General features: G+C 50.0%; 14 protein-coding genes. 6 read left to right on the plus strand and 8 right to left on the minus strand.

The genetic code is table 11. The features are described 5' to 3' along the window. Positions 1 to 37: 37 nt before the first annotated feature. Positions 38 to 865 (plus strand): RecB family exonuclease, encoded by an 828-nt coding sequence (locus EZJ44_RS03550; RefSeq protein WP_131280163.1) that lies wholly within the window; start codon positions 38 to 40, stop codon positions 863 to 865. Between the two features lie 165 nt (positions 866 to 1030). Here the strand turns inward: EZJ44_RS03550 and EZJ44_RS03555 are convergent, their stop codons facing one another. From EZJ44_RS03555 to EZJ44_RS03565, 3 genes are read right to left on the minus strand one after another with little or no spacing between them, the layout of a single operon-like run. Beyond that, the gene (locus EZJ44_RS03555) at positions 1031 to 1690 is read right to left on the minus strand and encodes an HAD family hydrolase (RefSeq protein WP_131280165.1); all 660 of its coding nucleotides are present in this window, start codon (positions 1688 to 1690) and stop codon (positions 1031 to 1033) included. Then, a complete protein-coding gene (locus EZJ44_RS03560) occupies positions 1687 to 2958 on the minus strand; it encodes a hypothetical protein (protein WP_131280167.1) in 1272 nt (423 codons plus the stop codon). Before EZJ44_RS03560 ends, EZJ44_RS03555 begins: the two co-directional genes overlap by 4 nt. Next, a complete protein-coding gene (locus EZJ44_RS03565; RefSeq protein ID WP_131280168.1) occupies positions 2959 to 3801 on the minus strand; it encodes an undecaprenyl-diphosphate phosphatase in 843 nt (280 codons plus the stop codon). It lies immediately after the preceding gene. A 51-nt stretch (positions 3802 to 3852) separates the two neighbouring features. Here EZJ44_RS03565 and EZJ44_RS03570 point away from each other — a divergent pair, with 51 nt between their 5' ends. Then, positions 3853 to 4815: an aldo/keto reductase gene (locus EZJ44_RS03570; protein WP_165496097.1), complete on the plus strand. Its 963-nt coding sequence runs from the start codon at positions 3853 to 3855 to the stop codon at positions 4813 to 4815. A gap of 29 nt (positions 4816 to 4844) precedes the next feature. Here EZJ44_RS03570 and EZJ44_RS03575 read toward each other — a convergent pair whose 3' ends face one another. The 4 genes from EZJ44_RS03575 to EZJ44_RS03590 form a co-directional block, all read right to left on the minus strand. Continuing rightward, on the minus strand, positions 4845 to 5186 hold the full coding sequence (locus EZJ44_RS03575; protein ID WP_131280172.1) for a hypothetical protein: 342 nt from the start codon (positions 5184 to 5186) through the stop codon (positions 4845 to 4847). 63 nt (positions 5187 to 5249) lie between these two features. Further along, positions 5250 to 6617: a M20/M25/M40 family metallo-hydrolase gene (locus EZJ44_RS03580; RefSeq protein WP_131280175.1), complete on the minus strand. Its 1368-nt coding sequence runs from the start codon at positions 6615 to 6617 to the stop codon at positions 5250 to 5252. Between the two features lie 60 nt (positions 6618 to 6677). Next, positions 6678 to 7871, minus strand: coding sequence for a glutamate--cysteine ligase (locus EZJ44_RS03585; RefSeq protein WP_241658571.1), 1194 nt, complete (start codon positions 7869 to 7871; stop codon positions 6678 to 6680). A 130-nt stretch (positions 7872 to 8001) separates the two neighbouring features. Next, positions 8002 to 8742: a glutamine amidotransferase-related protein gene (locus tag EZJ44_RS03590; RefSeq protein WP_131280178.1), complete on the minus strand. Its 741-nt coding sequence runs from the start codon at positions 8740 to 8742 to the stop codon at positions 8002 to 8004. A 166-nt stretch (positions 8743 to 8908) separates the two neighbouring features. On the opposite strand from EZJ44_RS03590, the gene EZJ44_RS03595 reads away from it, so the two are divergent. From EZJ44_RS03595 to EZJ44_RS03610, 4 genes are all read left to right on the plus strand, one after another. Next, positions 8909 to 9274 (plus strand): HsmA family protein, encoded by a 366-nt coding sequence (locus tag EZJ44_RS03595; protein ID WP_131280179.1) that lies wholly within the window; start codon positions 8909 to 8911, stop codon positions 9272 to 9274. An 86-nt stretch (positions 9275 to 9360) separates the two neighbouring features. Then, complete coding sequence (locus EZJ44_RS03600) at positions 9361 to 9798, plus strand: DUF2871 family protein (RefSeq protein ID WP_131280182.1); 438 nt, start codon at positions 9361 to 9363, stop codon at positions 9796 to 9798. 17 nt (positions 9799 to 9815) lie between these two features. Then, positions 9816 to 11042 carry a sensor histidine kinase gene (locus EZJ44_RS03605; protein ID WP_131280185.1) on the plus strand — a complete coding sequence of 409 codons (1227 nt, stop codon included), beginning with the start codon at positions 9816 to 9818 and terminating at the stop codon, positions 11040 to 11042. Then, positions 11039 to 11656 carry a response regulator gene (locus EZJ44_RS03610; RefSeq protein ID WP_131280187.1) on the plus strand — a complete coding sequence of 206 codons (618 nt, stop codon included), beginning with the start codon at positions 11039 to 11041 and terminating at the stop codon, positions 11654 to 11656. Before EZJ44_RS03605 ends, EZJ44_RS03610 begins: the two co-directional genes overlap by 4 nt. 84 nt (positions 11657 to 11740) lie before the next feature. Here EZJ44_RS03610 and EZJ44_RS03615 read toward each other — a convergent pair whose 3' ends face one another. Next, entirely contained in the window at positions 11741 to 13096 is a 1356-nt protein-coding gene (locus EZJ44_RS03615) for an LssY C-terminal domain-containing protein (protein WP_131280190.1), read from the minus strand. Positions 13097 to 13253 lie beyond the last annotated feature (157 nt).

The following is a 13253-nucleotide window of genomic DNA, read 5'->3' on the forward strand; positions in this document are numbered from 1 at the left end:
CACAAAACTAGCGGGATCCACAAGGTACGGTAGGACTATGAACACAAGTCATGCAGCAATTTCGCCGTCACGCGCGAACGATTTTAAGCAGTGCCCGCTCAAATTCAGGTTTCGAGTGATTGATTCGATTCCCGAACCGCCTTCGCTCGAGGCTTTGCGTGGAACGCTTGTCCACTCGGTGCTTGAACATCTTTTTGAAGTGAATGCTTCTGAGCGCACTGAAAGTTATGCGCAGAGTTTATTGCTTCCGCGATGGAATGAACACCTGCAGAAAAAGCCAGATACTGTGGAGTTATTTGAAACCGACGAAGCTCTAGAGCAGTGGCTCGAATCTGCACGACCGCTAATCTCGCATTATTTTTCCCTCGAGAATCCGCAGTTTTTGGAGCCAAAAGCGCGCGAAAGCTTCGTTAATGCCCAATTGCCGCAGGGATTGGCAATTCGCGGCATTATTGACCGCATTGACGAAGCTCCCAATGGCGATCTGCGGATTGTCGATTATAAAACTGGCAAATCTCCGAAACCGCAGTATCAAGACAGCGCGATATTTCAGATGCGCTTTTATGCCGCCGCCCTGTATTTCGAACAAAACAAACTACCTGCCCGAACTCAGCTCATCTATCTCGGTGATGGTCGCATACTCACCTATGATCCAAGTATGGACGACGTCGCATTTATCGAGTCATCCCTGATGCATCTGTGGTCTGCGATTTCGGAGCGTCTCTACACCAAAGAATTTGAGCCCAAAGAAGGTCCGTTGTGCGGATGGTGTCATTTCAAAGATCTCTGCCCAGCGTTTGGAGGCAACCCACCTGAAATCAACGATGATGGCATAGAAAAATTGCGTACCGCTTTCCGTGGATGAGTTGTTGACAAGTGCCGTGTGCATGCACATGTAGAAACGATGAAAACGCTGGTGTGGAACAATGCCATTAACGGAGAAGCTATTTCGCTTGCGAACATTGTTCCGTGCAAGCACCTTGCACTGAGACCTGTGCGAGGAGCTATTACTCAGCAGCGTTAGCGGCAGTTATCGTGAACCCATATTCTCATGCAAGAAATCTTCATCCACTTCAACCAATGACTCGATAAATACAGCGCCATCAAATCTTGGCAATTCCACTTGGAATGGTATTCCTATTGTCACAGCTCCCGAACGGTATGCCGAGGTGAGGCCAGGGATTGAATCCTCGAATGCCATACACTGGTTGATATCAACACCGAGTTCGGACGCAGCCATGAGGTATGGCAGTGGATGTGGCTTGCCTTGTGGCACACGATCTCCCGTTACGGCAATTGTAAGAGTGCCTTTCGGCGCGCGATCAATCGCGTACTGTGCAAAAGAGAGAAACGACGAGGTAACAAGAGCTGTTGGAATATCGAGATTCTGCGCCAATTCCAATAATTCGTAAGCTCCTGGACGCCATGGCAGTCCATCGCGCGCAGCCACAGTGGTGACTTTCTCAAGCAGACGATCTTGGATTTCCTGTGGAGAAATATCTCCCCCAGCAATCTGTGCTAAATAGGACGTTGAATCTACGATTGACATGCCAATGACTTCTTTTGCCATATCAAAGTTAAAATCTTTGCCAAGGTCTTGGAAAAGCTCTGTTTCTGCCCTAAACCAGATTTGTTCACTATCTGTTAGAGTTCCATCCATGTCGAAAAGGATTGCTGCTGGTAGTGTCACAGTTTTACTCCCAATAATGCGTCGATTGTGTCAATTACTAGTTGTTTATCAGCCTCAGAATGCCAGGCGGTGAGATGTGCAAGGCAATCATCGACAGCCGCAAGAGCTGCGGGGGTGTCAAGATCGTAGGCGAGATTCTTACGAAGCTTTTGTAGTAACTCCATGCCATGCTCAGGAGCACATTCATCAAAAGGTGCTTCCAACGCAGCATTCCATTGCGCTAGGCGTTTTTGCGCACGTTCCAAAACGGCGTCGGTGTATTCCCAGTCTTGCCGGTAATGGTGGCTTAAAATCGTGAGCCTAATCGCGCGTGGATCAACGCCAGTGTGAATTAGTTGAGATACAAGAATCAAATTCCCCAAGGACTTTGACATCTTCGTGCCTTGGTAACTCACCATTGCCGAATGTACATGGAATGCTACAGATTTTTGTTGTGCAAGTGTCGCAACTGCCGATTCTTGGGAATTTATAGCCCGAAGATGTAATTCGCTCATTTCATGATGAGGAAATAACAGATCAGACCCGCCGCCTTGTACGTCAACCGTACCCAATTCATCCTTAGCAATCGCGGCACATTCAATATGCCAACCTGGCCGCCATTGCCCTGCAATTTTCGATGGTGGTCGGTAATCAGTGCCGCGTACGCCTTTCCAAACCAAGGGATCCAGCGGGTTTCTTTTGCCTACACGTTGTGAATCGCCACCATGCCCATCAAAAAGAGCTGCCAAATCGAGGTCTGAAAAATATGGCGAGTTCACAAATTCAACGTCGCTGGCAGAATCGACATAAATGTCCTCCGAACCGTCGTCGTTGGGAAGGCGATATGCCCCTGCATTTTCTTCCCACGCTCGCACGAGTTGTTCTAAATCGTCGAGTTTTTCCGAAACCGACACCCAAGCATGAGGCGGAATTACCCGCAGCTCACGCATATCTTGACGAAACAGTTCGGTTTGTTCGTGGGCTAAGTTCTTCCAATCGACGCCGGTAGCGTGAGCGCGTTCAAAAAGCGGATCGTCAATATCGGTAAGGTTTTGAGCGTAGCGCATCTTGCGGCCACCGTCGATCCACACGCGTACGAGGATGTCAAAGAACACGTAGGTATTTGCGTGCCCAAGATGGGTGGCATCATAGGGAGTAATGCCGCACACCCAAAGATTTAGCTCCTCACGAAGGTGAGGACTAATAGCTCCGGTGAGTGAATCACGAAGCTGGAGAGTAGGTGCTGATCCAGGAAGAAGCGGCACCTGTGGACGTTCCCAAGTCTGCACTTAGTAAACCCCCAAGATCCCCTTCATCAGCATCAACACCACCAAAGCCGCAAGTACCAAGCGATAGATCACGAATGGAAGATAAGATTTCGTTTCAACAAGCTTCAAGAACCACACGATTACGCCATATCCCACAATAAAGGCGGTTATTGTGGCAATCAATAACGCAGGCATCCCCACGGTGCTATCCGCACCGCCGTCGGACAATAAACGATAGAAACCCGAACCCATCACGGCCGGAATTGCCAGCAAGAACGAAACACGGGCAGCAGCAGCGCGAGTATAACCAAGCAATAATCCCACTGTGATTGTGCCGCCGGATCGAGAAACTCCTGGTATGAGTGCCATCGACTGTGCGAAGCCAAGAATGATGCCGTCGCGCATGCTCATCTTCTCAAGTGGAATACTGCGCTTACCAAAACGGTCAGCAAGACCCAAGAATATTGCGAAGAGCGCAAGCATCAGAGCTGTAATATAAAGATTTCTAAACACCGAATCGATTGCATTCTCAAGCAACAACCCAAGAATCACAATTGGGAAGGTGCCAATGATGACGATCCATCCCATGCGAGCATCGGGATCTGAACTGGGCACTTGACGTTTCCAAGGGCCAATGGGTAAAGCCTGGAACCACTTCTTAATGATGCGAACGATATCTTTCCAGAAATAGAGCAGAACTGCTGTTTCGGTTCCAATCTGAGTTACTGCTGTGAAAGTCACGCCAGGATCGCCGAGGTTTGGAAAAAGATCACCGACAATTCGCAAATGCGCCGACGATGAGATTGGCAAGAATTCGGTGAGGCCTTGCACGATACCCAAAATGACTGCTTCAAATATGCTCACGCGCCAAGCATATTTCATAAAGTGCGGCAGGTATGCGTTAGGCTCGGTTATGTGAAACACACCAAGCTAGGAAAATCTGGACTTACAGTTGGCGAAATCGGCCTGGGAACTTTGACATGGGGCCGCGATACCGAGATCGACGACGCACAGCGTATGCTTGCAGCTTTGCTCGACGCCGGTGGCAACCTCATCGACGTCTCTCCTATTTATGCGCAGGGTCACGCCGAAGCAACGATCGGTGAACTATTTCATGGCGGATTTGATCGTGAGAATTTCGTAGTCATGGCACACGCTGGTGAGCAACTTATGCCTAACGGAGTAGTGAATAATAACGGGCGTAGCGCACTTATTTCTTCGCTGCACAACACGCTCACCACGCTCCATAGTGATTATGTAGATGTCATTATGCTCGCCTCCCCCGATTTCTCAACACCATTCGAAGAAACACTGAGCACGCTCACGCAGTTCGTGATAGACGGCAAGGCTCGTCATATTGGTTTCGCACATTGCCCTGCTTGGTACGTGGCAAAAGCATGCCAGTATCTGCGAGATCTCCATTTACCCGCTCCCATTGCCATCGGCACTCAATATTCTGTGTTAGAACGGAAGGCAGAATTTGAACACTTCCCTATGGCAGAAGATTGCGGCCTTGGGGTGGTCGCGTACGCTCCGCTCGCAGCAGGTGTGCTTACAGGAAAATATCGAAACACGATTCCGCCCACGTCGCGCGCTGCAACGACACACTTATCAGCCACAGTTGAGCCATATTTTGACGACGCTCCGCGCCGCATCACTGAGGCCATTATCAAGGCTGCCGATGGTCTAGGACGCACACCAGCGGATATTTCTTTATCGTGGGCGCTCCACAACGACGTCGTAGCTGCCGCTTTCTGTGGCGCGCGCACAGCAAGCCAAGCCGATCAGTTGTTCAGCATGGATATGAGTGCTTTGCCGCAACAAGTCATTGACGTATTAAATGAGATTTCGGCATTGGAATTGACGTACCCGCGTTAAAGAGCACGAACGCAATTTAGCATTCCAACTTAGCGCGCGTCGTCGTCCTCGTCATCTTCATCCTCATCGAAATCGAGGACGTCAAGCTCATCATCGTCTACGAGTTCGTCTTCGTCGTCGAGATCGTCGAAATCATCGTCAAGCTCGTCATCAAAGTCCTCGAAGTCATCATCAGCGTAGGTATCAAATGGTGCTTCGATGCCGTATTGCGTGAAGAGTGCGTCGTCATACACGGTGTATGCATCGGCTAATAAATCAGCAGCACGCAAAACTGCCGGCGCATCAGCGTCTGCAAACTGTGTGACTGCGCTGTGAAAATCGTCGAGCGCGCTCGCGAGACGAGCGTATGCGGTATTTGGATCAATAGCCATATCTACAGCCTAGCTTAGAAAAGCCGTGCTCACCAATAGCAATGAACTTAAAAGCTTTCTATCTCAAGCATTTTGCAAAAATCGCCAAAGCACACGCGATCCAAAATGAAGGGATTCCACCGGAATACGTTCGTTTGCAGCATGGAACATCGCAGGAAAATCAAATCCAGGCGGCAACTGTACCGGCGCAAAACCGTAGCCTTGAATTCCCAAACGAGCCAAGGCTTTGTTGTCGGTGCCAGCCGAAAGCATATACGGCAACACTACCGCCTGCGGATCTTCTGCTTCGAGCGCGCGGACCATTGCTTCAACAGTTTCACCAGCAAATGGAAATTCGATGCCGGCGTCGTCATGAATCTTCTCTAACTGCACATCGCCTGCGAGTTCAGCGATTCGGCGTGCAACTTCAGCTTCGGTTCCTGGAATTGGACGCACGTCAACACCGCCCTGTGCGGTTTGCGGAATCACGTTTACTTTGTAACCGCCCTGCAGTTGGGTGGGATTTGCCCCAGTACGCAAAGTCGCACCAACAAAGGTTTTCGCCGAACCGAGCGCATCGATAAGCCGATCGATCGTATCTGGATCTTCCGGATCGAACGGTAGACCCGTCAAATCTGACACGCCTTCCAACAGCTCACGCACAGTATCTGTGAGTTGGAGTTGCCATTTTTCGCCACCGATGGCGGCAAGCGCTTGGGCAAGTTTCGTTACCGCATTATCTTCGTTCACTTGGGAGCCGTGACCTGCCTTGCCGCGAGCTAGAAGGCGATACCAGGTCAAACCTTTTTCAGCAGTTTGCAAGAGGTAGACGCGCTTGCCATTGACGTAAGTGTTGTAGCCACCAACTTCCGAGATAGCGTGCGTTGCACCTGCAAAAAGCTCCGGTCGATGTTCCACGAGCCAATGGGCACCAACTTTCCCTCCTGCCTCTTCATCTGCAAACATCGCAACGATCAGATCGCGTTCTGGTACATAATTCGTACGAGCCATGTGCCGAAGCACCGAAATAATCATGGCGTCCATGTTCTTCATGTCAACGGCGCCTCTACCCCACAGCACGCCGTCGATAATTTCACCAGCGAAAGGATCAACATCCCAATCCTCAGCTACAGCAGGCACGACGTCGAGATGCCCGTGAACCACAAGCCCACCGCGTTCGCGATTCTTTCCTGGAACCCGCAATACTACATTGGGTCGACCTTTGACGGGTTCAATCCACTGTGGCTGGTAGCCCACTTCCTGCAAAAGATCCATGACGTAATGGGCAGCTTCCGTTTCCACGTCGGCTTCAATCACGCCATTATTCGTGGTATCGAAGCGAATGAGCTGCTGTGCGATATCAACGACCTCAGAAAAATCGCCAACATTACTGGTACTCCGGCAATCTGCACCATGGATGATAGTTTCGAAGTTACTTTGTGGGGACGTCATAATTAAATCTCTTTGTGAATCGTCGTCGGTCAAGAATCTATTAGTATTATTGCACTTATCTTAGGTGAGATCTCGAGTGTGTAGGCTCTGCAATTCACCGTCAAGCTCAACTCTTTCTGGATCAAGCGCGGTACCTGCCTTCATCTCAGCGCACATAAATGCTGCAATCGCTTCGCGAGATTTGTTGTGCAATTGAGCAACTCGGAGCTGACGCTGATATGGCGCTCCTAATCGCAGAACTTCCGTAATGTAACCGAGCTCTTGAGCACAGCCGAGTTCTTGTGCAATCGGGAGAAGATCTTCATACATCTGCATAAGTGTGTCGGTAACAAGCTCTTCATTTCCCGCATCGTCAAGAATGAGGATCGCATCCATGCCATAGCGCGCTGCACGCCACTTGTTTTCATCAACAAACCACGCTGGCAACGAGGGAAGCTGCTCACCGGCGTCGTACTGGCGCGAAAAGTATTCCACGAGGCACTGACACAGCGCAGCTACCATGGCAACCTCGGAAATATTCGAAGCAGAATCACACATGCGCATCTCAAGCGTGCCGTATTTTGGTGAAGGGCGAATATCCCAGCGCACTTCATTAAAGTGATCAATGATTCCTGTTTTGAGCATTCCGTCGGTGTATCGCTCGAGTTCTTCCCACGTGTCGAACTGGTGCGGTGTGCCTGCGGTAGGCAGCTGTTGGAACACCATCGCACGGTTATCGGCATATCCGGTATTAGCGCCATTCCAAAATGGAGAAGCCGCAGTGAGCGCTTGCAGATGGGCAAAACGAGTGAGCATTGCACGAAGAATAGGCAATACTTTGGCCCGATCCTCAATCCCCACGTGCACATGCGTGCCGAAAAGTAGCATCTGCCTGCCCCAATACTGGGTTCGATTCACGAGCTCGGCATAACGGTTGGAATCAGTGACGTGCTGATAAGCAGGATCGGCAAAAGGATGAGTGCCCGAAGAACCGAGCGTGATCCGCAATGGCTCAAGAATTGGTTGCAGAAGCGAAAGCGCATATTGTAAATCCGCTGTACATTCGTGCACAGTCTCGTGCGGAAGTGACACCAGCTCAACTGTATTCAAAAGCATCTCACGTTGAACGATCGAGGTGTCGGCAGGTAAAGCACGCAAAGAATCAATCACTGCGTTCGCGCTCTGACGCAAGTCGTAGGAGTCAGAGTCTAGTAATTGCAGCTCCCACTCAATCCCCAAAGTTGACCGAGGCGATTGCGCAAATTCCATAGCCATACGATTACACACTTCCATTAATCAGTTGATAACCACCGTGCGTGCCGCGGCAGTTGTCTCGTATTCTTCCACGTAGCAGCTTTATATGCACCACAAATAGTCTGCCGAGAGCGTAGTGAAAGCGCTGCGCTTAACACGAATAAGCGCCTACAAAGGCCTTGAGGATTTCGGCGCCGGCTCGCACATCGGCTCGCTTAGCTGCGTTCAAGATACGCTCTCCATCTCCCGCTGCATAATATTTACCCGCATACAGTGACACGCGCAGTTCTATTCCACGTAAATCGATTTCGGGGTGGAACTGCACTCCATAGATATTTTTCTTCCAGCGCACTGCCTGGATAGGGCACGTTTTTGAAGAAGCGAGGACGACGCCGTCGCGCGTTGCATTGGGATCAAGAGCTTCAGCGTGCCCGGTGTAGCACCAAAACTCTTCACCCAAATTCTGCAGCGAGGAAAATAGTGGATCTTCTAAACCGGCTGCTGTAAGAGCGATACTGGGGGCAGAAATTTCTTCGCGATAACTGTTTACTAAAGTCTCTCCCTGGGTTATCGCCATAGCCTCCATTCCAAAGCATATACCGAGAAATGGTAGATCTTTGGCGAGCACTTCTTTGTTCAGCGATCGAAGAAAACGCTCGATATTGCGCTGTTCAGCTGATTTCGATTCTTCCGATAACGTGAGGTCAAAAGGAGATCCGCCCACGATAAATCCGCTATAGCGTTGCATGTCAAATTGTTCGAAATCTGTGGTGTCCATTCGCACTCGTTCTAGCCTTTGTGCCGGGAGCTGGCTGAGAGCGAGAAACGAGCGATATTCGTCGTCACCAATTGGTGATGGGGGCCGTGCAACAAGAAAAGCGAATGGTTTCATTGCGCCAGAATATCAATTTGCCTTCAGATGTGCGTAAAAATGCAAAATATGAAACAGTGGCGAATCGAGGTCACTAACAAAGCGCTTTTCAACCAAACGATGGATGTTATGCCGTGGTAGCACATCAGCTGCCATTACTAAGCTGGCAGTATGTTAATCGCAGCTATTGTTTCTTATTACGGGCGCACTTGTGTTGTACACATCCGGCGTATTTGCTGAGCAACGTGCAGGGTCGTTGCAATGGTTCCACGTTGGCCTATTTGCCGGCGGACTGACCCTTGACATGACTGGAACTTTCATCATGTGTCGTATCGCAGCGGCTACTCAGGCGACACCCAATCTGCTCAACCAGATTATGGCCATCACCGGCTTAATCGCACTGCTTCTCATGGCAGGGCATCTTATCTGGGCTTTCATTGTAATGATCCGAGATCGTCCCAATGAGAGACTCGTCTTTCACCGTTTATCTGTGATTGTTTGGGCAATCTGGCTCGTTCCCTACTTCACAGGTATGATCGGCTCTTTCTTCTAAATGCTTGTTTAACAGCTTGTTTCCGCTAATTTTTCTAGATAAAACAACTCTCTCATTTCACTGGTTTCTCAAAGTAAGGTAAAAATATGGAATCTCGTCTGGCACGCTCGGCATTTGTTTGGACTATTTTAGGTCTCGCCTCCGGACTCATTTATCGCGAATTAACACGTCAAACTGGCTACACTGGTTTCACACAATTAGCTCTCGCCCACACGCACACACTCACACTCGGTACTGTTGTTTTGCTAGTGGTGTTAGTACTTACTCGCGTATTCAACCTCGAATCGGATCGCCGTTTCCGATTTTTTCCCAACTTTTGGGACGCCGGTCTGGCGCTGACATTCGTGATGCTAACAATTAAAGGAACTGCTCAAGTGCTAGAACTCTCGTGGGCAAGTTCAAAGGCTCTCGCAGGAATCGCCGGACTTGGTCATATGGTACTCACCGGAACATTTATTTTGTTGTTCCTTGTCCTTTTGCGCGCAGTAAAAGCCAACGCATCCCGACCAGTTATTAGCGAATAATCGAGTAATATCGGTATATGACTAAAAACGCTCAGCCGCTCCCGTTTGCACTTCCTGCACGTGGAGCGGCTTTGCTTGAAATAATTCAAGATATTCTCATTGTTGGTTTGGCAGTCTTTGGCAGTGTGAGAGCAGTGTCCGACGGCGCCGGAACAATGAGTTTTCTCGGGGTTCTTTTATTACTTGTATCCCTTGGTATTGGACGTATTCAACAACGTCGTGAGCGGTCAGGACGCAAGGTTACACCCGTGCGCAAGGTTGAATGGGCACTCATAGTCTTAGTACTCGGCGCAGCGTTGGTCATCTGCTCCTACCATTTTGTCTGGCTACAGTTTCCGCTGTGGTTACTGGCAGCGCAAGCATTGCCTTTAGTGTGGGCTTTACCAGCTACCGCTACGAGCCTCACCGTTGTGATCTCCGTGCTCTTACAGACAAACTCCTCTACCGCGAGCGTCATTGGTCCGATGATTGGCGCGCTTGTGGCTGTAGGTATCGCGCGAGGCGCTTTGCTCTTGCAAAACGAAGCGCAACGTTCGCAAGAGCTGCTTGATCGCGTTCTCGCTACGCAGTCAGAAGCTGCAGCATTATCTGACGAAGTCGTGCGAATGCAGCGCGAGGCAGGCAAACTAGAGGAACGAACGCGATTAGCGCGCGATATTCACGACACGCTTGCGCAGGGTTTTTCCTCAATTATCTTGCTTGCGCGGGTGGCAGAACGGACAAGCGATCCTGCTGCGGTTCACAATCTTGTAACACAAATTGAGACGACGGCGTCGGATAACTTAACACAGGCACGTCAAGTTGTTTATGCGCTCAATCCGCCCGATATCGCAAGCGGTCTTTCTGCACCCTTACAGCGACTTGGCAATGATCTTGCGAACCAAACCACCGCGGAGGTGACGGTAGAAGTAGACCCAAACCTCCGCCGTCTTCCGATAGCTGATGAGATTATTCTTCTCCGAGCAGCGCAGGGAACACTCGCAAATATTCGACGCCACGCGCACGCAAGCCACGTAAGCATTAACGTCTCAGTTGTCGACGGCACGGTGCGTCTTGACATCGTCGACGACGGCGTCGGCTTCGATCCCGCGGCCCTTCCTGCGATACCCACATTCGACGGCGGCTATGGTCTGGGTGCACTGAAAGCGCGCCTGTCCGAGGCTGGTGGCGGTCTGGCAATCGAAAGCGAGTTAGGGTCGGGCACAGCGCTCTCAGTTTGGCTACCTCTGAGGAATGAACCATGATTAGAGTTTTTATTGTTGACGATCACCCGGTTGTGAGGTCTGGATTAAAAGGGCTTTTGTCTTTATCTGCCCAGCTACAGGTGGTAGGAGAAGCCTCGTCTGGCACCGAAGCAATCGAGCAGCTAGCACAGCTCGAGGTCGATGTTGTTCTATGCGATTTACGCCTAGGTGCGGGGCTTGATGGTGTTGATGTTATTGAGGCAGTACAGGAATTCCCCAATCCACCCAAGGTACTTATTCTTACGACATACGACAATGACTCCGATATTGCGCGAGCTGTCATGGCCGGAGCCTCGGGATATTTGCTCAAAGACGCACTTCCCGAGACGATTGTGGACGCAATTGACGACGCCGCGGCTGGCGCGCTCGTACTTACCCCCGATCTGGAAGCAAGAATGACAGATCGTATTGTGCAAGGGATACCAAAGCTCAGTAGCCGAGAAATAGATGTATTGCGCATAGTAGCCCAAGGGCGTTCCAATCGTGAGATCGCAAAAGAACTTTTTGTAACCGAAGCGACGGTGAAAACTCACTTGGTCCACGCATTTAGCAAGCTTGGAGCTGAGTCACGAACTGAAGCTGTAGCATTGGCTCGCAAGCATGGATTTATTTAGAATTCCTGCTTGTCTCTGACATCTAGGAAACGCTTGTGTAGCAAGATTTGATTTTCTTGTCCCTCTTCACGCCTCAATATTTCGCTATCGAAGGCTGCTAATATATCTTTCTTTGCGCCCCTTGCTCACCCATAACCTCACCGATGTTGCAGATAGAGCGAATACTAGTAGCACCGGAAAACTTGATCGCATGAGATGTCCTGACTCTTCTGAAAGTGCGAGGACAAGGAGCAATATCGCCGCTAAGCTTTGGAGCACCAGCATTGTGACCCATGCCCATCGTTGTCGCAGCACAATCAATGCCAACATCGAAAGGTTAAATGTCGTGGAGATGGCAATTTCCACCACCGGCACATCGGTGAGCGCGAGACTACTCAATCCATTCATGACAGCCAAAAGCATTGCGAACCACACTAGCGCTGGAGGTAGCTCTTTAACGTCAGTCAATTGTTTTGGAGACGACGCCGAAGCAGCCTCTTGTTGAGGTTTAGGCTCAGTACACACTTCCTGCGTTGCAGATAGCGCTTCGCGGGAATTTCCAGTGGAGTTTGCAGGGCAATGTACAGATTGGACACTGAGAATCGGGAGGTCTCCATCAGTTTTGATAGTATCTCCACCGCCATTGCGTGAATGATAGGCATTAAAGTAGCGAGCAATTACGTTCACATCTACGCCAGGAGCGCCATAGCGGATAGTCGCAATGAGATAATCACGCTCTGCATCTATATGAGCATCAATTTTGTGTGTAATCTGACCGGTGAAAAGAGAAAGACCAACGGAACGATCATAGGTTGCTGCAGCTACCCAATCAACCGCGATACCACCAGGAAGAGTCCACCCATCGGGCGTTTTCCAAAATCTCACATGGTGACGCCGAGCAGGATTACCCTGCACTTCTCGTTCGTAAGCAAAGTCCTCTTGCCGTCCAAATAGGTACAGGTGTGAAACAGGAGCCGAGGTATACGACTTGCGCAGTACTGACGCCACAACAATCTTCCACGCTGATCGTGCAGTGAGCGGGTCGGCTTCAACCCAGCCAGCTTGTTGTAGAACCGTGTGTATTTGCACTTCGTCGCCATTAAATGCGAGGTTGACGGGATCTCCAAGAATGCCATCTGACGTTCGAGTACGCCCTATAAAATAATTTGGCACGTAAATTGTGGAAACGATCTGATGGAGTCGCGGAAATGCCAAATAGGCAATCACTGCCCAAAAGACTAGTAAATTGAGAAGCCAGAAAGGCTCCCCCGGCACGCCTTTATCGAGCAAGAGCAAGCTAAACCACAACACAAGAAATAGCGCGACAGCCGCGAAAAAGGACGCGACGACGTCGTAAATCTGCCACTTACGAGTCTTCGCATTTTGGAGACGGTGTACGTACTGTGGCTCGGATTCGGGCACTTCCCATCGAGTACTAGCTGGCTGCGGCAATATCTCCATGTTCTCTCAGTTCTGATATTCGACCAAACGGACTAATGACATTTTATCGTACATATATGCTGTAATGTGCCAAAATGCGTGGAGAGCACCGCATTGTCACAGAACTTTACTTAAATTTCGGTTGGCGAACTAAGAACTAGATAGCCTTGAGGACCTT

The sequence above is a fragment of the Arcanobacterium bovis genome (assembly GCF_004331995.1).
Lineage (GTDB): Bacteria > Actinomycetota > Actinomycetes > Actinomycetales > Actinomycetaceae > Arcanobacterium_A > Arcanobacterium_A bovis.

Excerpts from the sequence above, each read along its gene's own strand:
- EZJ44_RS03550 (WP_131280163.1), top strand. The coding sequence starts at position 38 with ATGAACACAAGTCATGCAGCAATTTCGCCGTCACGCGCGAACGATTTT.
- EZJ44_RS03575 (WP_131280172.1), bottom strand. The coding sequence starts at position 5,186 with ATGGCTATTGATCCAAATACCGCATACGCTCGTCTCGCGAGCGCGCTC.
- EZJ44_RS03580 (WP_131280175.1), bottom strand. The coding sequence starts at position 6,617 with ATGACGTCCCCACAAAGTAACTTCGAAACTATCATCCATGGTGCAGAT.
- EZJ44_RS03585 (WP_241658571.1), bottom strand. The coding sequence starts at position 7,871 with ATGGCTATGGAATTTGCGCAATCGCCTCGGTCAACTTTGGGGATTGAG.
- EZJ44_RS03590 (WP_131280178.1), bottom strand. The coding sequence starts at position 8,742 with ATGAAACCATTCGCTTTTCTTGTTGCACGGCCCCCATCACCAATTGGT.
- EZJ44_RS03600 (WP_131280182.1), top strand. The coding sequence starts at position 9,361 with ATGGAATCTCGTCTGGCACGCTCGGCATTTGTTTGGACTATTTTAGGT.
- EZJ44_RS03605 (WP_131280185.1), top strand. The coding sequence starts at position 9,816 with ATGACTAAAAACGCTCAGCCGCTCCCGTTTGCACTTCCTGCACGTGGA.
- EZJ44_RS03610 (WP_131280187.1), top strand. The coding sequence starts at position 11,039 with ATGATTAGAGTTTTTATTGTTGACGATCACCCGGTTGTGAGGTCTGGA.
- EZJ44_RS03615 (WP_131280190.1), bottom strand. The coding sequence starts at position 13,096 with ATGGAGATATTGCCGCAGCCAGCTAGTACTCGATGGGAAGTGCCCGAA.